Below are 16,382 nucleotides of genomic sequence, written 5' to 3' on the forward strand. Positions count from 1 at the left end.
CCTGACGAAGAAACCGCCGACCGAATACCGGCCGGCGGCGTTCATTCTATCGGTTGCCGAGCGGCCGAAAGGGGCTGAAAAGACCAGCCCGCTGCTCTGCGCTGCTTTGGGCGCTTGTCTCGCGAAGCGGTTTGCACTAGCGAAGACCGATACCCAAATTCGCGAAAATCGCAGTTTTCGCGAGCCAAAAGCGCAGGCCACCATGACCCTTATCGATACCCGCACGCCCGATGCCAAACGTTTTATTCCCGGCGCTACCGGCGATTGGGAGATCATCATCGGCCTCGAGGTTCATGCGCAGGTGACCTCGGAAGCAAAGCTGTTTTCCGGGGCGTCGACGACTTTCGGCGCGGCGCCCAACGCCAATGTCAGCCTCGTCGACGCGGCCATGCCCGGCATGCTGCCGGTCATCAATGAGGAATGCGTCAAGCAGGCGATCCGCACCGGCCTCGGATTGAAGGCGCAGATCAACCACAAGTCGGTGTTCGACCGGAAAAACTATTTCTATCCCGACCTGCCGCAGGGTTACCAGATATCGCAGTTCAAGCAGCCGATCGTCGGCGAAGGCACGATCGTCATTTCGGTCGGTCCCGACCGGCAGGGCGAGTTCGAGGACATCGAGATCGGCATCGAGCGCCTGCACCTGGAGCAGGACGCCGGCAAGTCGATGCACGATCAGCATCCCACCATGTCCTATGTCGATCTCAACCGCTCCGGCGTGGCGCTGATGGAGATTGTCTCCAAGCCCGACATGCGCTCCGCCGACGAGGCCAAGGCGTATGTCACCAAGCTGCGCACCATCGTGCGCTATCTCGGCACTTGCGACGGCAACATGGACGAAGGTTCGATGCGCGCCGACGTCAACGTCTCCGTTCGCAGGCCCGGCGGCGAATTCGGTACGCGCTGTGAGATCAAGAACGTCAACTCGATCCGCTTCATCGGCCAGGCCATCGAGTTCGAGGCGCGCCGCCAGATCGCCATCCTCGAGGATGGCGGCAAGATCGACCAGGAAACCAGGCTGTTCGACGCCGTCAAAGGCGAGACGCGCTCGATGCGCAGCAAGGAAGAGGCGCATGACTACCGCTACTTCCCCGATCCCGACCTTTTGCCGCTGGAGTTCGACCAGGCCTATGTCGACGCGCTGGCCAAGGAGTTGCCGGAACTGCCCGACGACAAGAAGGCGCGCCTGATCTCTTCACTTGGCCTGTCGACCTACGACGCCTCGATCCTGGTGTCGGAAAAGCCGATCGCCGACTATTTCGAGCAGGTGGCCTCGGGCCGCGACGGCAAGCTTGCCGCCAACTGGGTCATCAATGACCTGCTCGGCCAGCTTAACAAAGCCGGCAAGGACATTGAAAATGCTCCTGTAACACCGGAGCAGCTCGGTGCCGTGATCGACCTGATCAAGGAAGGCACCATCTCCGGCAAGATCGCCAAGGATCTGTTCGAGATCGTCTGGAACGAGGGCGGCGATCCGCGCCAGCTGGTCGAAAGCCGCGGCATGAAGCAGGTCACCGACACCGGCGCCATCGAGAAAGCGGTCGACGAGGTGATCGCCGCCAACCCCGACAAGGTCGAGCAGGCTCGCGCCAAGCCGACCATGGCCGGCTGGTTCGTCGGCCAGGTGATGAAAGCCACCGGCGGCAAGGCCAACCCGCAGGCGGTCAACGATCTGGTCAAGGCCAAGCTCGGTATCGAATAGAACAATGTTCGTCCGCACCGCCAGCGAACGTGACCTTGCCGCCGTCCGCGCGCTGCTGGTCGAAACCTGGCACGCAACCTACGACACGATCTATGGCGCCGAGCGGGTGATCGAAATTACCGACGACTGGCATTCGATCGCCTCGCTCAAGGCGCGGCTGACAAGGCCGAACTCGGAATTCCTGGTCGCCGATGACGGCAAGCGTATCGGCGGCATGGCTTTTGCCGCCGCAACGATATGCGAAGATCGTGCTGCTGAACCAGCTCTATGTACTGCCGGCCTGCCAGCGGCAAGGCATCGGCCAGGCCTTGCTGGACGAGGTCGAAGCCAGCTTTCCCGAGGCGAACAGGTTGCGCGTCGAGGTGGAAGAGGCCAACGTGCCGGCCATCGCCTTCTACCGTTCGAAGGGATTTTTGCCGGTCGGCAGCACCGCCGATTGCGGCGGCGGTTCGGGGTTGCCGGCGCTGATCTTCGAGAAGCCGCTGGGATAGGCGTCCGACGAAACGCTCAGTGCTGTCCTTTCAGCACGACCAGATAGCCGCGTTCCACCGGCTGCCGGAAGGCGATCTGTTCGGATGTGCCCGGATCTTTCGATTGCTTTTCGATGACGTAGCCGCCGGGGTGAGACTTGAGCCATTCCTCGGGCTTGTCGGCGTTCTCGAATGGCTTCTCTATTCGCCCAAGGAAACCGACCTCGCCCTGATAGTCGTAAGCGACGGCCCAGTCCGCGTCCTTTCGTTCGTCGATGAAGCTCGCCAGCGGCGTGAGATCGTAGCGTTTGAACACGGTCGCCGAGGCGGCGGCGTGGCCGATGGCGAAAAGGGCAAGCATGACAAAGGCCGTCGCCCTCAGCCTGGCGACTGAAATCTCGGCCATGAAGTAGCCCAGCAGAATGGTCGCGAATGGTAGTGCCGGCACGACATAGTGCGGCTGCTTGCCGGATATGGCGCTGAAGACCAGCAGCACCGCAATGAACGAGAACGACAGCAGGCGCAGGGCACGCAGATCCGGGGATTTGGTGTCGATCAGGCTGCGTATCCGGACACCCGGCCTCAGCCGCCACACCGGGGGGATAAAGGCCCAGGGCACGAACATGAGCGGCAACAGCATCAGGTAAAAGTAAAACGGCCGGCCATGCGAATTGTGCAGGCTTCCGGTAACCCGACCCGCCGACTGGTTCCAGACGAGGTCGTAGACGAAACTGCCCTTGGTCAGGATGGTCGCGGGCGCCAGCCATATGGCGACCGGGACAAGGGCGGCGAGAATTGCCAGGCCGGCTCCGGCAAAGAACTGTAAAGGGGCAAGGCCGGCTCGCCGGTCACGCCAGAGGGGATAGAGCAGGACGGGCGCGCCGATGTGAATGAGCACGACCGGGCCTTTGGCCAGCACGCCGAGCCCGATGAACAGACCCGCCAGCACCGCCTGCCACCGGTTGCCGGTCCTGGCGAAGCCCAGCAACGCCAGCAGTGCGGCGACCACACAGGCCGTCAAAAGCATGTCGAACAGGATCAGGGTCGAATAGATGACAAAGACGGTGCTGCCGGCCACCAGCCAGGGGATGCGGCTGGCGATGTCCTGGCGCTCGGGAAACAGGGTTTTGGCCAGAAGCGTCGTCAGCCAGATGACCAGCGACGAGGCGGCGAAGATGACGAGCATCGCCGCCGCGCGGCTCACACCGAAGATGTTCCAAGAGAGATCGATGAGCCAGAACAACAGCGGCGGCTTCTGCAGATAGGGCGCAAAGTTCATCGTCGGTACGAAGACATGTCCACCGAGATACATCTCCCAGGCGACGCTGAGATAGCGCGTCTCATCGACCGGCAGTAGCGGACGGAAAGCGAGCGCGATGCAAAGCAGGGCCAGCAGGAAGAGGTAAGGCAGCAGCCGTTCAATTCGTGTCGGTATCAAGTTCGGGGACCGCCCAGGAAATGGTTTCCACGTCCGGTCGTGCACGATGCACCGTCTCCGGACCGGAGCAGAACCGCACCATGATTTTGGCCGAATTGCAACGATGCCGGCTTGGTATTGTGGATTACGCCTGCGTACCGGCAAATAGTTGAAAAATTTGACGATTGGCTCCGAGTATGGCTTCAGGCCGAGCGCAGCGGCGGCGTCAATTCGCGCATCAGGAGTTCCAGCTCTCGCTGGTCGCCGGTGGCGGTCTTGTCGAAGATGGTTGCCAGCTGTGATTTGACGGTGCCGTCCGAGACGCCGCTGGCAGCCGCGATTTCACGCCGTGTCAGCCCGGCGGCGACATGGCCGGCGACACGCTTTTCCGCTGCGGTCAGTCCGAACAGCGCAGCGATCGCTTCCAGCGCCGGCACTGATGCGGCGCCGGCGGGGGCAATGAAAATGGCCGCGGCGGCGCGCGGCGATATGCGGGCCGAAATGTCGCGTCGCGCCAGAGGCATGACATGCGCCACCGCCGGAGACATGGCCTTCACCAGCGGAATGTTGATGCCGGACGGTCCGAGCGCGAATTCGTCGCGCGTGCCGAGCTGGACGGCGCGACCGATGGCGGTGTTGGCGTTGGCATAAGCGAAGGACAGCTGGCCGCGCACCGAGGACACTGAGGCGGTTTCGGTGAGCAGGGCTTCGGCTGCCGGATTGGCGAAAATGATCTGCATATCGTCGGCGACGATCAGCACTGGATGGTCGAGGCTCTCAAGGATCGAGCGAAAGACGTCGGCCTTGCGCCGCTCGGCCTCGAACAGGTCGCCGATGGTCACCGCACGCCGGACATGGGGGGCGAGCCTGGACATCAGGTCGATATCCCTGGCTGAAATCTGGGGCCTGTCCTTGTCGGTAACCACCATCAGCGTGCCGGTGCGCGCCGGCTGCTTCATCAGCGCCACCCAGAAGAAATCGTCGAGACGGTTGGGTCCCACCCACTCGCGCACGATGCGGCTTTCGAGCCAGTTCTGGCGGGCGTCAGGGCCTTGCAGGGCGTAGACGCTATCGACAGTGAACGGCATGTCGATTTCCATCTTCGGCACTGCCTTGAAGAAGGGCACCTCGCAGGCGTAGTCGCGCTGCAGCGGCTCAAGCAGAACCGGATCGCCGCAGGAAGTCGAAAACCGGGCCGAGTTTCTCGCCGTATCGACGACCGCCAGCATGGCAAGCCGGCCGAGCGCCAATTTGCAGATTGATTCAAGCGTCGATGGCCAACGGCCGACATCGGCAATCGAATCGTAAATCGCTTCGACGATCTGCGGCAGGGCGCGACCGAATATGTTGGCCTGGACAGACACGTAGAGCCTCGTAAGTATTGCAGCGTAGTGGCAGGCCACGCTGTCTCTGCCTGGGGTCGCACACAACATAGCCGGCCTGGTTACGTCTGTGAAACGTCTCACAGCGGCGTGCGGAGTATTGTGAGCGCTACGGGCCGGCCAGAACGTGCCTGATGAGCCGTTGTCTAAGAGCGCTCGGGCCGCTCTGCGATACAAATCAAAGTGAACGGAATTGCAATTTTTCAGGGAATAAATGAGGAAACTTCCACATTGTCGATCAACCTGGTTCTGCCAAGCCACGCCGCGGCAAGCAGGCGGCCATCGCCGTCACGCCGCCACGAGGTGAGCGTCAGGCTCTCGCGCGCGGCGACATAGTCGACGCTGTCGAAGCCTGCCTCGAGAAGCGCGGCAGTGGCTTTACCGGTCACGCCGTTTTCATCGGCACCGGCCGCGAGCGCTGCCGCCGTCTGGCGCAAGATGACATTGAGCTGTCGCGCGACGTCGAGTTCGGCGGCGTCGAGATAGGCGTTGCGCGACGACATTGCGAGGCCGTGCGCATCGCGCACGGTAGGCGCGCCGACGATGTCCACCGGAAGGTCGAGATCGCGGCAGAGCTGTCGGACGACGCAAAGCTGCTGGTAGTCTTTTTCGCCGAAGATGGCGTAGTCGGGCAGGGCTTGCAGAAAGAGCTTGGCCACGACCGTGGCGACGCCCTCGAAGAAGGTCGGCCTGAAATCCGATTCCAGGCCAGAAGACGGGCCGCCGACCGAAATCTTCGTCGCAAAGCCTGCCGGATACATCTCGGAAACCGTAGGCGTGAAGGCAAGCTGTGCGCCGGCCTCGGTCAGCCGGTCGAGATCGCGGGCCAGCTGACGCGGATACTTGTCGAGATATTCAGTGGGGGCGAACTGGGCCGGGTTGACAAAGATCGAGACGACGCAGCGATCGGCCGTTGCGAGCGCGGCCCCGACCAGCGAGATATGGCCGTCATGCAAAGCGCCCATGGTCGGCACCATGGCGACGCTCAGGCCTTCGCGCCGCCATTCGCGGATCTGCGCGCGAAGGCCGGGCACGGTGTCGACGACGAGCGGCTGGCTGATGGGGGGCCGGTTCATGCCTTGTCCTTGTCGCTCGCGGCTGAAAAGACGTGGCCCGGCCCGGGGAAGGTGCGGCTGCGCACCTCCGCTGCGTAGCGCGCCGCGGCATCGGCGACCGCGCTGCGCAAATCGGCGTATTCCTTGACGAATTTCGGCACCCGGTCGACCGTCAGGCCGACCATGTCGTCGATGACCAGGATCTGGCCGTCGCAATCGCGGCTGGCGCCGATGCCAATGGTGGGAATGGCAATGCGCCGGGTGAGGTCGGCGGCAACGGTCTCGACCGTGCCCTCGATGACCAGCGAAAACGTGCCGGCTTTCTCGACCGCGTCGGCGTCGCGCATGAGCGCGGCCACATTCTCCGGCGTGCGGCCCTTGATCTTGTAGCCACCGTCCTTTTCCACCGATTGCGGCTGCAAGCCGATATGGCCCATCACTGGAATGCCGGCCGCGACGATTGCCGCGATCTGGAGGGCGACTTCGACGCCGCCTTCCAGCTTCACCGCCTGGCAGCCGGTTTCCTCAGAGATGCGGCGCGCCGAGGCAAGGGCTTGCGCGGCCGAAGTCTCGTAGCTGCCGGCCGGCATATCGACCACCACGCAGGCCTTTGATGAACCGCGCATCACGGCCTGGCCATGGGCGATCATCATCTCCAGCGAGGCGCCGAGCGTGGTCTTGTGGCCATGCAGCACCATGGCAACGCTGTCGCCGACCAGGAGAAGGTCGACATGATCGTCGAGCAGGCGGGCGACGGGATAGGTGTAAGCGGTAAGGCATACGATCGGCACGCCGCCCTTGCGGGCGCGTATTGTCTCCGCACTGATCCTGGCGACAGCCAAGGCCATTCCTCACCTCCCGCAGCCGGCGTTGACTACAGCGCCGCGCCCCGTGGACGCGCAAAGGACGCTGTAGCACTTGGGTTTGCGCATGATCCTTTCCGAAAATCGATTTCGATTTTCGGGGTCATGCGGCAGCGCCGGGCGATGAGAGCTTTAGGAAGACGCAGCCGGCTTGGCAAGCGTCGGTTCGCAGGTGCGAAATGGATCGGCCAATGACCGAGCGTTTCGGCATGCCGTCAGTGCCGCAGGCGCCGCAAAACCCTTGCCTTCGCCAAGGCCTGACGCCATAAGCAGGGACAGCCACCGCCGCGCGCCCGCGAGGATCTGAATGAAAACTTTCCTTCTGCAGTTTTTCACCTGGTGGAACCGCCAGACGCTGGGAACCCGTTTTCACACCTGGCGCCACGGCAACAAGGTCGGCCAGGATGGGGCCGGCAACGTCTACTACGAAGGCGGCGTCGATTCGGAAGGCCGCACCCGCCGCTGGGTCATCTACGCCAATTATTCGGAGGCGTCGGCGATCCCTCCGGGCTGGCACGGCTGGATGCATCACCGCGTCGATGTGGCGCCGCCAAGCGACGACTATCGGCCGCGCGAATGGGAAAAGGCGCATGAGCCGAACCTCACGGGAACACCGGCGGCTTATCGCCCGAAGGGTTCCGTGCTCACCAATCAGCACCGTCCGCAGGTGACGGGCGACTACGATGCGTGGACGCCTGGTTCTTGACCGCCGGCCGGTCCTTTGTCGCCACAATTGGCGTTTAGCTGCTTGCTGATATGACAACGGCGAATAGCCTTGGGCGTGACAGAATCACCCGGGCCCAAACCACCGGTATCTCCGCATGAACATTTTCAGCCTGACATCGATGGCCGGACTGGCGGCAATTGGCGCTGTCGCCATGTTCCCGACAGCGTTTGCCGCGGCGCAGGCGCCTGCGGCAGCACCCGCAATCTCCGATCGCATCACCAATCCGGTCGCCGAATTTGCCGGCATCGACAAGATCACCGGCCGTATCATCACCTTCGATGTCTACATCGACGAAACCGTGCAGTTCGGCGCTTTGCAGGTGACGCCGCGCATCTGCTATTCGCGGCCGGAGAATGAAGAGCCGAAGACCGATTCCTTCGTCGAAGTCGACGAAATCACGCTCGACCGCAAGATCCGCCGCATCTTCACCGGCTGGATGTTCGCCGAGAGCCCCGGCCTAAACGCCGTCGAGCACGCCGTCTATGACGTCTGGCTAAAGGGCTGCAAGCAGAAGTCGGATGTGCCGCCGCCCGACGCGGCCAATGCCGAGACGCCCAAGGTCGACACGTCCAAGCCAAAGCCCGCCGCTGCTCCGGCCGCCGAACAGCCGGACCCCACGGAGCCTGACGCGACCAACACCAACTGATCCTCCGGAACCGTCATGGCCACCAAGCGTTGGGCCATGGACGACCGCGCATTTGCGCGCTTGGAGGATATTCCGATGTCGGACAGCAAACGGATCACGGCCAGCAAAGACGACCTGCTCGAACTCGAAAAGGGGTTCTGGACGGGCGACGAAGCTTACTACGCCGCCAATGTCGACACAGAATGCCTGGTGGCATTTCCTGAGATGGCACAGGCAATGGACAATGCCGATCTGGCCAAGACCGCGACCAAGCCCAACCGCTGGCGCGACCTTCAGATCGACCTCAAGGGTATCATCGAGCCCGGCAGCGACATTATCATGCTGACCTATGAGGCTCATGCGACACGAGAAAACGGCGAGCCCTACGCCGCGTTGGTCAGCACCGGCTATGTTCATCGTGTCAACGGCTGGAAGATGATGTTCCATTCGCAGACGCCGATGGAAACCGCGAAGGGCTGACCCCTTTCACCGGTCGAGCCGGCTCGGCCGCTCGGTCTCCGGTCAGGGATAAAAAACGGCTTCGCCCTTCAGCGCGTCGGCCAACATCTTCTCGTATTTGACGCGCGGCACGTCGACCGCGCCGAAGCGTTTGAGATGCTCGGTGGTGAATTGCGTGTCGAGCAGGGCAAAGCCGCGCGCCTTCAGCCGCTCGACCAGATGATACAGGCAGGTCTTGGACGCGTCGGTTTCCCGGGCGAACATGCTTTCGCCGAAGAACACGCGACCGAGCGAGACGCCATAGAGGCCGCCGACCAGCCGTTCCTCGCGCCATGCCTCGACCGAATGGCAGTGCCCAAGACGGTGCAGCTCGATATAGGCTTCGCGGATCGGCGCGTTGATCCAGGTCGAGCGGCGCTCCTCGCGCTTTTCGGCGCAGCCGTCGATCGTCGCCTCGAAATCGAAATCGAAGCGGATGTCGAACGGGTGCTTGCGGATCGTCTTCCGCAGGCTCTTCGGCGTGTGGAAGCCGTCGAGCGGGATGATGCCGCGCGTCTCCGGCCGCACCCAGAACACTTCCGGGTCGGAAGCGCTCTCGGCCATCGGGAAGACGCCCGAGGCATAGGCCTTGAGCAACAGGTCGGTCGGAATGCGATAGCCGGGAGCGTAAGGACGGGTCATCGCGGCATCATAGCGGCAAGTCGGGCGCTATTCCTCTTTGGCCAGATACTTTTCCAGCCAGTGGATGTCGTAGTCGCCATTGGCGATATCGGCATTGCCGACCAGGTCGCGAAACAGCGGCAGCGTCGTCTTGATGCCATCGACGACGAACTCGTCGAGCGCCCGGCGCAGCCGCATCATGCATTCGACGCGGTTGCGGCCGTGCACGATCAGCTTGCCGATCAGGCTGTCATAATAGGGCGGGATCTTGTAGCCGGAATAGACACCGGAATCGACGCGGATGCCCAGACCGCCAGGCGTGTGGAAATGCGTAATCGTGCCGGGCGAAGGCGTGAAGGTGCGCGGGTCCTCGGCATTGATGCGGCATTCTATGGCGTGGCCGTTGAACTTGATGTCCTCCTGGCGCACCGAAAGCCCGCCGCCGGAGGCAACGCGGATCTGTTCGTGGACGAGATCGATGCCGGTGATCGCCTCCGTCACCGGATGCTCGACCTGCAGCCGCGTGTTCATCTCGATGAAGTAGAACTCGCCATTCTCGTACAGGAATTCGATGGTGCCTGCGCCGGAGTAGCCGAGGTCGGCGATGGCCTTGGCACAGATATTGCCGATGCGGGCGCGCTCCTCGGCGTTAAGGGCCGGCGAGGGCGCCTCTTCCCAGACTTTCTGGTGGCGGCGTTGCAGCGAACAGTCGCGCTCGCCGAAATGCACGCCGCGGCCGGCGCCGTCGCCGAATACCTGCACCTCGATGTGGCGCGGCTTTTCCAAGTATTTCTCGATGTAGACGGCATCGTCGCCGAAGGCGGCTCCCGCTTCCGTGCTTGCTGTCTGCAAGGCGATCTCAAGGTCAGCCTCGGTAAGGGCGACCTTCATACCGCGCCCGCCACCGCCTGCCGATGCCTTGATGATCACGGGATAGCCGATCTCGGCGGCAATGCGCCTGGCTTCCTTTTGATCGGTGACGGCGCCGTCGGAGCCCGGCACAACCGGAATGCCGAGCCGCTTTGCGGTGCGCTTGGCCTCGATCTTGTCGCCCATGATGCGGATGTGGTCGCCCGACGGGCCGATGAAGGTGATGTTGTGGGCGGCGAGAATGTCGGCGAACTTGGCGTTTTCCGACAGGAAGCCATAGCCCGGATGCACGGCATCGGCGCCTGTGATCTCGCAGGCTGCGACGATCTGGTGGATGTTGAGATAGCTGTCGCGCGACGGCGGCGGACCGATGCACACGCTTTCGTCGGCGAGCCTGACATGCATGGCGTCAGCGTCGGCGGTCGAATGCACGACCACGGTCTGGATGCCGAGTTCCTTGCAGGCGCGCAGCACCCGAAGCGCGATTTCGCCGCGGTTGGCGATGAGGATCTTCTGGAACATCCGGCCCGCTCTACTCGATCACGACGAGCGGCATGCCGTACTCGACCGGCTGGCCGTCCTCGAACAGGATCGCCGTCACCGTGCCGGCGCGCGGCGAAGGGATCTGGTTCATCGTCTTCATCGCTTCGATGATCAGCAGCGTCTGGCCTTCCTTGACCTTCTGGCCGACTTCGATGAAGGCCTTGGCGTCGGGCGAGGGCGCGAGATAGGCGGTGCCGACCATCGGCGAGGGGACCGCGTTCTTGGACGGGTCGGCCACTGCTGGTGCGGCAGCCGCGCCCGCCGCGGGCTGCTGCGCTGCCGGAGCATAACCGGCCTGCGGGGCGGCGATGGCGTGGACGGCCGGCGCCTGGCGCGACACGCGCACCTTCAGGTCGCCGAGCTCGACTTCGATCTCGGTGAGATTGGTGTCGTTCAGTATGCCCGCGAGATCGCGGATCAGTTGCTGGTCAACACCGGTCTTCTTTATCGACATTTTCGAGCCTTCTGTTTGTGGGCCGGTCATAGGCGTGCCGCCAGCGCCTGCAGCGCCAGCGAGTAGCCAAGCGGCCCGAACCCGCAGATCATGCCGACAGCGACCGGCGCGACCATGGAGACGTGGCGGAATGGTTCCCGCGCGTGGATGTTGGAGAGGTGAACTTCGGCGACCGGCAGCGGCGCGACAGCGCGGATGGCGTCGTGAATGGCAACCGAGGTGTGGCTGTAGGCACCCGGATTGATGACGATGCCGGCTGCCTTGTCGCCGGCTTCCTGGATCCAGTCGACGAGGTCGCCCTCATGGTTCGACTGGCGAAAATCAATCTCGAGGCCAAGCGCGGCGCCCGCCTGCTTGCAGTCGTCGGCGATCGCGGCAAGCGTCTTGCCGCCATAGATGCCCGGCTCGCGCTTGCCGAGCGCGTTCAGGTTGGGGCCGTTCAGGACGAAAATCGTTTTCAAAAATGCCGACCTTTTCCGACGCCGGCCTCAAGCCGGCGCGCAGGGCCTTCTATAATGGGCATAGCCGCCCGCGGAAAGAGCACAAGTGCGATCTTTCACTGTCCACAACAGGCGGAAATGTGCCCGTGAGAGATAGGCTCGCGTGCAAGATCAGAGCGCGGCTTTCGCCGCCTCGATCTTTTCAGCCAGCACTTCCTGGCCGAGCGCCCCGAACACCACCTCATTGCCGACCACGTAGGAAGGCGTTCCGGTGATGGCCAGCTTGTTGGCGAGGTCGAAGGTCTTGGAGAAAGCCTCGGTGATGGTCGGATCCTTCATCTTCTCGCGCAATTTCGCCTCATCGGCGCCTAGCGACAGCGCAACCTTGATGGCCGCCGCCTCGGTGGCGCGGCCCTGGCCGCCGAGCAGGGCGTTGTGGAACTCGCCGTATTTCTCTGGATGCATCAGGTGGAAAGCCATCGAGACGACGCTGGCCTTTTGCGAATCCGGCCCGAGGATCGGGAATTCCTTGAGCACGAAGCGCAGCTCCGGATCGGCCTTTGTCAGAGCCTGCATGTCGTCGATGGCGCGTTTGCAGAAGCCGCAATTGTAGTCGTAGAATTCGACGATGGTGACCTTGCCCTTCGGATTGCCGACGACGCCGTCGAAGGTCGAGTTGAAAATCTCGGACTTGGCCTTCTCGATGACGCCGAGGCTGGCTATGCGCTGCTCTTCCTTCTGCTTGGCCTCGAGCGCCTCCTGCACTTCGAGCAGCACTTCGGGGTTCTTCAGGAGATAGTCGCGGATAATGCCCTCGACCTCGGTGCGATCGATCTTGGTGTCGGCAGAGGCGGTCTGCACGGTCTGCGCCGTGCCGGCCTTGGCCACCTGCGGACTGCCGGCGACGAACCCGAAAGCCAGCATGGCAAGAGCAGCCGCCATTCCCGTCGTGCCGAGCAATATTGCCTTGTTCATCGTCTCATCCTCTTTACCGGTTCCGGTCTATCCTAGTCGCCGCGGGCGACCGGAAGGTTCATTTCTTGAGTTTGCCTGAAGGGTTGTAGTTTATGATGTCCTGCGCCCGAATCCAGCCGGGTTCGCCACGCTTCAAGTCCTTTTGCGCGCGCATGGCGAAAATTTTCGCATTCGTGTAATCGCCGGAATAAAAGTGGCCCTCGGCGGTGGCGAGTTCCGCCGCCGGAATGTTGCCAAGCTCGCCATAGGCCTGGGCGAGATAGCGGTATCCGACCGTGTTTTCCTTGTCGCGCCCGAGACCGTTGTTGATCTGCACCACCGCCTTCTTCAGCGAGTCGGGCGTGCCGATGGCCATCAGCGCCTGGCCGAGGGAAACGGGCAACAGGCCCGACCTCACCGGATCGAGGCTGACCGCCTTGGCATAGGCGTCCGCGGCGTCCTTGGGCTTGTTGGCCTTCATCAGTATGTCGCCGCGCATTTCCTGGAAGTAGGGGTTCTTCGGCTGTTCCTTGATCAGTGCATTGGCCTTGGTCAGCGCCGCACCCAGATTGCCGTAGAGATAGGCCATCTGCGCTTCGCCATAGCGCGAGGCGAGGCTGCCCGGGGCCTTGCGGATCAGCCGCGTGGCCGCGGCCTGGCCGCCCATATAGGCGGCGATCTTGATGCGCATCATGTCGTGCCGCTGCTGCAGTGCCGGCGGATCGACCTTGTCGACGTTAGGGCTCTGCTTGACCAGCACTTCGAGATTGGCGATGCGCTCCTGCGGCATCGGGTGGCTGATGCGGTAGGGATCGACCTGCGTGCCGGACAGCGACAGCGCGGTCTGGAAGCGGGCGAAGGTCTTCAGCATGCCCATGCCGGACTGGCCGGTGGCATTGAGATAGGTGATGGCAGAGCGGTCGGCGGTCGACTCTTCGGTGCGCTGGTAGGCAAGAATGCTGCGCTGCGCCATCTCGCCGCCGCCCGCGGCCACGCCCATGCCGGCGCCGGCAAGGCCGCGGCTGTTGGTGGTGGCGCCGGCAACGATGGCGCCGGCGCCAAGCAGCGTGGCGATGATGGCCATGGTCTTGGCGCGCTCGAGCTGGTCGCGCAATTTCTGCTGATGGCCGCCGGCGATGTGGCCGGCCTCATGGGCGATGACGCCGATGATCTCGTTGGGCGTTTCTGCCTGCATCAGCGCGCCGGTGTTGATGAACAGCCGGCGCCCGGTAACGAAGGCGTTGAAGCTCTGATCGTTGACCAGAACGATATCGACACCGTCATTGGCAAGACCGGCCGCCTTGAAGATCGGCCGCGCATAGTCGCGCACCAGCGCCTCGATCTCGGCATCGCGCACGACCGGCACCGCCTGGGCGAAGGCCGTCACCGAGCCGGTGACAGCGATGGCGGCCGCAAGCAAAAGCGTCGTGAAGCCGCGCGCTGTCTTCCCGATGGAAGATTTGGACATCGTCGATTTGGGTCGGCTCAGCATGAGGTACACTGGTAAACGAGCGGGCGAACGATGAAAAGTCACGGCACCGAAACTAGGCGAACTTGTGATCCTCACATCAATCGGGCATTTGTGCGGCGCTGCCGCCGGTTCATGGCTTCGAGCGGCGGGCCGGACGGAGGTCAAATGGTAGTTTCGCTGTCGCGCCGCGGTGAAGTCGAGCCGTTTCACGCCATGGACATTCTGGCCGAAGCCAACCGGCTGAAGGCGACGGGCGTGCCTGTCGTCTCCATGGCCGTCGGCCAGCCATCCGATCCGGCGCCCGTGGGCGTGAGGGAAGCAGCCGCAAATGCGCTGAGGATCGGACGCATCGGCTATACCGACACGCTCGGTCTGGCGGATCTGCGCAAGGCGATCGCCACGCATTATGGCGACCATTACGGGATCGATGTCGCGCCGAACCGGATCGCCGTGACCACGGGATCGTCGGCCGCCTTCAATCTGGCATTCCTGGCGATGTTCGATCCCGGCGACCGCGTCGCCATCGCAGCACCCGGCTATCCGGCCTACCGCAACATCATGGCCGCGCTCGGTATCCAGATCGTCGAGATCGAGCTCGGCAGCGACGCCTATCTTCATGCCGAACATTTGAAATCGGCGCACCGGGAAAAACCGCTGAAGGGTGTGTTGTTCGCCAGCCCGGCCAATCCGACAGGTGCGGTCATTCCCGTCGACGAGTTGTCGGCACTGGTGAGGACAGCCGAAGAACTCGGCATCGCGGTGATATCGGACGAAATTTATCACCGGCTGGCCTATGCCGCGCCCGACACCACGGCGCTGGCCCATGGCTCAGGCGTGACGGTGATCAATTCCTTCTCGAAATATTATTGCATGACCGGATGGCGCATCGGCTGGATGGTGCTGCCGGAAGCTCTGGTGAGGCCGATCGAGCGCATCGCCCAGAGCCTCTACATCTCGCCGCCGGAACTGTCGCAGATCGCCGCGATCGAGGCCTTCAAGGCGACCCAAGAGCTGGAAGCGGTGAAGGCGCGCTATGCCTGGAACCGCGAGCTGTTGATGCGGCGCCTGCCGGAACTCGGATTTCCCTTGGCGGCGCCGATGGACGGCGCCTTCTACGCTTTCTGCGATGTCACCCGGCATACCAATGACAGCATGGCCTTTGCGCGCAAAATGCTGGCCGAAGCGCATGTGGCGGCGACGCCCGGTCGCGATTTCGATCCGCTGGCAGGACACCGCACGATGCGCTTTTCCTATGCCGGCAGCCATGACGACATGGTCGAGGCGATGGCGCGCATCGAGCGCTGGCTGAAATAGCGGGGACGAGCATGCCGGATCTTAAACAAGCGCTGGCCGACGTCGCCGCCGAGATGGCCGAGCGCTCCGATCGCGGCGAGGTCGCCACCTACATTCCGCAGCTCGGCAAGGTCGATCCGAACAAATTCGGCATTGCCGCCGTGACCAATGACGGCCGCGTGCTGGTCGCCGGCGACGCCGACCAGGCGTTTTCGATCCAGTCCATCTCCAAGGTGTTTACGCTTACGTTGGCGCTCGGCAATGTCGGCGACGCGCTGTGGCAGCGTGTCGGACGCGAGCCGTCGGGCAATCCGTTCAACTCGATCGTGCAACTCGAGCATGAGAACGGCATTCCGCGCAATCCGTTCATCAATGCCGGCGCCATCGTCGTCTCCGACATACTGCTTGCCGGCCACCAGCCGCGCGAGGCGATCGGCGAAATCCTGCGCTTCATCCAGTTCCTTGCCGATGACGAAACCATCATCATCGACCGCGAGGTCGCGGCTTCCGAACGCGCCACCGGCTATCGCAACTTCGCGCTTGCCAACTACATGAAATCCTTCGGCAATCTCAACCATGCACCCGAGCTGTCGCTGGGCGTGTACTTCCACCATTGCGCGATCGCCATGAGCTGCCGGCAATTGGCGCTGGCCGGCCGCTTCCTCGCCAATGGCGGCAGAAACCCGGCAACCGGGCACTCCGTGGTGTCTGCCGAGCGGGCGCGGCGCATCGGCGCCATGATGCTGACCTGCGGCCACTATGACGGCTCCGGCGATTTCGCCTTCCGTGTCGGCATTCCGGGAAAAAGCGGCGTCGGCGGGGGCATATTGGGGATCGTGCCGGGTGTGGCTTCAATCACCGTATGGTCGCCGGGCTTGAACGCCAACGGCAATTCCAAGCTGGGGTCGATCGCCTTGGAAAAACTGGCCAGGATGATGAACTGGTCGATTTTCGCCCCCTGACGCCTTCCATCATTCGCGCATGCAAAAATCCCGCG

General features: G+C 63.1%; 16 protein-coding genes and 1 pseudogene. 7 read left to right on the top strand and 10 right to left on the bottom strand.

Annotated features, from left to right (window positions below; all coding sequences use genetic code 11):
- Positions 1 to 202 precede the first annotated feature (202 nt).
- Together gatB and NKI88_RS03920 are read left to right on the top strand one after the other, a co-directional pair.
- Positions 203 to 1,702, top strand: coding sequence for an Asp-tRNA(Asn)/Glu-tRNA(Gln) amidotransferase subunit GatB (gene gatB, locus NKI88_RS03915; protein ID WP_023681506.1), 1,500 nt, complete (start codon positions 203 to 205; stop codon positions 1,700 to 1,702).
- Positions 1,703 to 1,706: 4 nt separating this feature from the next.
- Positions 1,707 to 2,193: pseudogene (locus tag NKI88_RS03920) on the top strand (GNAT family N-acetyltransferase).
- Between the two features lie 16 nt (positions 2,194 to 2,209).
- On the opposite strand, the gene NKI88_RS03925 reads toward NKI88_RS03920, so the two are convergent.
- The 4 genes from NKI88_RS03925 to panB all read right to left on the bottom strand — a co-directional run bounded on the left by NKI88_RS03925 (position 2,210) and on the right by panB (position 6,874).
- Positions 2,210 to 3,610: an ArnT family glycosyltransferase gene (locus tag NKI88_RS03925; RefSeq protein WP_352653790.1), complete on the bottom strand. Its 1,401-nt coding sequence runs from the start codon at positions 3,608 to 3,610 to the stop codon at positions 2,210 to 2,212.
- 182 nt (positions 3,611 to 3,792) lie between these two features.
- On the bottom strand, positions 3,793 to 4,953 hold the full coding sequence (locus tag NKI88_RS03930; RefSeq protein WP_352653792.1) for a helix-turn-helix transcriptional regulator: 1,161 nt from the start codon (positions 4,951 to 4,953) through the stop codon (positions 3,793 to 3,795).
- Between the two features lie 221 nt (positions 4,954 to 5,174).
- On the bottom strand, positions 5,175 to 6,032 hold the full coding sequence (panC, locus tag NKI88_RS03935; protein ID WP_352653844.1) for a pantoate--beta-alanine ligase: 858 nt from the start codon (positions 6,030 to 6,032) through the stop codon (positions 5,175 to 5,177).
- 11 nt (positions 6,033 to 6,043) lie between these two features.
- Positions 6,044 to 6,874, bottom strand: coding sequence for a 3-methyl-2-oxobutanoate hydroxymethyltransferase (gene panB / locus NKI88_RS03940; RefSeq protein WP_023667492.1), 831 nt, complete (start codon positions 6,872 to 6,874; stop codon positions 6,044 to 6,046).
- 322 nt (positions 6,875 to 7,196) lie between these two features.
- Between panB and NKI88_RS03945 the strand changes: the two genes are divergently transcribed.
- The 3 genes from NKI88_RS03945 to NKI88_RS03955 all read left to right on the top strand — a co-directional run bounded on the left by NKI88_RS03945 (position 7,197) and on the right by NKI88_RS03955 (position 8,721).
- Positions 7,197 to 7,595, top strand: coding sequence for an NADH:ubiquinone oxidoreductase subunit NDUFA12 (locus tag NKI88_RS03945; protein ID WP_023667491.1), 399 nt, complete (start codon positions 7,197 to 7,199; stop codon positions 7,593 to 7,595).
- Positions 7,596 to 7,710: 115 nt separating this feature from the next.
- Positions 7,711 to 8,262 carry a DUF2155 domain-containing protein gene (locus tag NKI88_RS03950; protein ID WP_023681499.1) on the top strand — a complete coding sequence of 184 codons (552 nt, stop codon included), beginning with the start codon at positions 7,711 to 7,713 and terminating at the stop codon, positions 8,260 to 8,262.
- 75 nt (positions 8,263 to 8,337) lie between these two features.
- Entirely contained in the window at positions 8,338 to 8,721 is a 384-nt protein-coding gene (locus NKI88_RS03955) for a hypothetical protein (RefSeq protein WP_023667489.1), read from the top strand.
- A 42-nt stretch (positions 8,722 to 8,763) separates the two neighbouring features.
- On the opposite strand, the gene aat is transcribed toward NKI88_RS03955, so the two are convergent.
- The 6 genes from aat to NKI88_RS03985 all read right to left on the bottom strand — a co-directional run bounded on the left by aat (position 8,764) and on the right by NKI88_RS03985 (position 14,113).
- Complete coding sequence (gene aat, locus NKI88_RS03960; RefSeq protein WP_023681498.1) at positions 8,764 to 9,381, bottom strand: leucyl/phenylalanyl-tRNA--protein transferase; 618 nt, start codon at positions 9,379 to 9,381, stop codon at positions 8,764 to 8,766.
- Positions 9,382 to 9,408: 27 nt separating this feature from the next.
- Positions 9,409 to 10,752, bottom strand: coding sequence for an acetyl-CoA carboxylase biotin carboxylase subunit (gene accC, locus NKI88_RS03965; RefSeq protein ID WP_023681497.1), 1,344 nt, complete (start codon positions 10,750 to 10,752; stop codon positions 9,409 to 9,411).
- Positions 10,753 to 10,762: 10 nt separating this feature from the next.
- Positions 10,763 to 11,227 carry an acetyl-CoA carboxylase biotin carboxyl carrier protein gene (accB, locus tag NKI88_RS03970; RefSeq protein WP_023681496.1) on the bottom strand — a complete coding sequence of 155 codons (465 nt, stop codon included), beginning with the start codon at positions 11,225 to 11,227 and terminating at the stop codon, positions 10,763 to 10,765.
- A 26-nt stretch (positions 11,228 to 11,253) separates the two neighbouring features.
- Complete coding sequence (aroQ, locus tag NKI88_RS03975) at positions 11,254 to 11,688, bottom strand: type II 3-dehydroquinate dehydratase (protein WP_352653794.1); 435 nt, start codon at positions 11,686 to 11,688, stop codon at positions 11,254 to 11,256.
- A 150-nt stretch (positions 11,689 to 11,838) separates the two neighbouring features.
- Positions 11,839 to 12,642, bottom strand: a complete 804-nt coding sequence (locus NKI88_RS03980) for a DsbA family protein (protein ID WP_352653797.1) — start codon at positions 12,640 to 12,642, stop codon at positions 11,839 to 11,841.
- Between the two features lie 58 nt (positions 12,643 to 12,700).
- Complete coding sequence (locus NKI88_RS03985) at positions 12,701 to 14,113, bottom strand: M48 family metalloprotease (protein ID WP_352653799.1); 1,413 nt, start codon at positions 14,111 to 14,113, stop codon at positions 12,701 to 12,703.
- A 144-nt stretch (positions 14,114 to 14,257) separates the two neighbouring features.
- On the opposite strand from NKI88_RS03985, the gene NKI88_RS03990 reads away from it, so the two are divergent.
- Both NKI88_RS03990 and NKI88_RS03995 read left to right on the top strand, forming a co-directional pair.
- Complete coding sequence (locus tag NKI88_RS03990; protein WP_023688384.1) at positions 14,258 to 15,406, top strand: pyridoxal phosphate-dependent aminotransferase; 1,149 nt, start codon at positions 14,258 to 14,260, stop codon at positions 15,404 to 15,406.
- 11 nt (positions 15,407 to 15,417) lie between these two features.
- Entirely contained in the window at positions 15,418 to 16,347 is a 930-nt protein-coding gene (locus NKI88_RS03995) for a glutaminase (protein WP_352653801.1), read from the top strand.
- The last annotated feature ends 35 nt before the right edge of the window (positions 16,348 to 16,382 follow it).

The organism is Mesorhizobium sp. M0317, assembly GCF_040321555.1.
Lineage (GTDB): Bacteria > Pseudomonadota > Alphaproteobacteria > Rhizobiales > Rhizobiaceae > Mesorhizobium.

What these genes read in the sequence shown, in the direction of transcription:
- gatB (WP_023681506.1), top strand. Translation starts at nt 203, where the DNA reads ATGACCCTTATCGATACCCGCACGCCCGATGCCAAACGTTTTATTCCC.
- panB (WP_023667492.1), bottom strand. Translation starts at nt 6,874, where the DNA reads ATGGCCTTGGCTGTCGCCAGGATCAGTGCGGAGACAATACGCGCCCGC.
- NKI88_RS03945 (WP_023667491.1), top strand. Translation starts at nt 7,197, where the DNA reads ATGAAAACTTTCCTTCTGCAGTTTTTCACCTGGTGGAACCGCCAGACG.
- NKI88_RS03950 (WP_023681499.1), top strand. Translation starts at nt 7,711, where the DNA reads ATGAACATTTTCAGCCTGACATCGATGGCCGGACTGGCGGCAATTGGC.
- NKI88_RS03955 (WP_023667489.1), top strand. Translation starts at nt 8,338, where the DNA reads ATGTCGGACAGCAAACGGATCACGGCCAGCAAAGACGACCTGCTCGAA.
- aat (WP_023681498.1), bottom strand. Translation starts at nt 9,381, where the DNA reads ATGACCCGTCCTTACGCTCCCGGCTATCGCATTCCGACCGACCTGTTG.
- accC (WP_023681497.1), bottom strand. Translation starts at nt 10,752, where the DNA reads ATGTTCCAGAAGATCCTCATCGCCAACCGCGGCGAAATCGCGCTTCGG.
- accB (WP_023681496.1), bottom strand. Translation starts at nt 11,227, where the DNA reads ATGTCGATAAAGAAGACCGGTGTTGACCAGCAACTGATCCGCGATCTC.
- NKI88_RS03980 (WP_352653797.1), bottom strand. Translation starts at nt 12,642, where the DNA reads ATGAACAAGGCAATATTGCTCGGCACGACGGGAATGGCGGCTGCTCTT.
- NKI88_RS03985 (WP_352653799.1), bottom strand. Translation starts at nt 14,113, where the DNA reads ATGCTGAGCCGACCCAAATCGACGATGTCCAAATCTTCCATCGGGAAG.
- NKI88_RS03990 (WP_023688384.1), top strand. Translation starts at nt 14,258, where the DNA reads ATGGTAGTTTCGCTGTCGCGCCGCGGTGAAGTCGAGCCGTTTCACGCC.
- NKI88_RS03995 (WP_352653801.1), top strand. Translation starts at nt 15,418, where the DNA reads ATGCCGGATCTTAAACAAGCGCTGGCCGACGTCGCCGCCGAGATGGCC.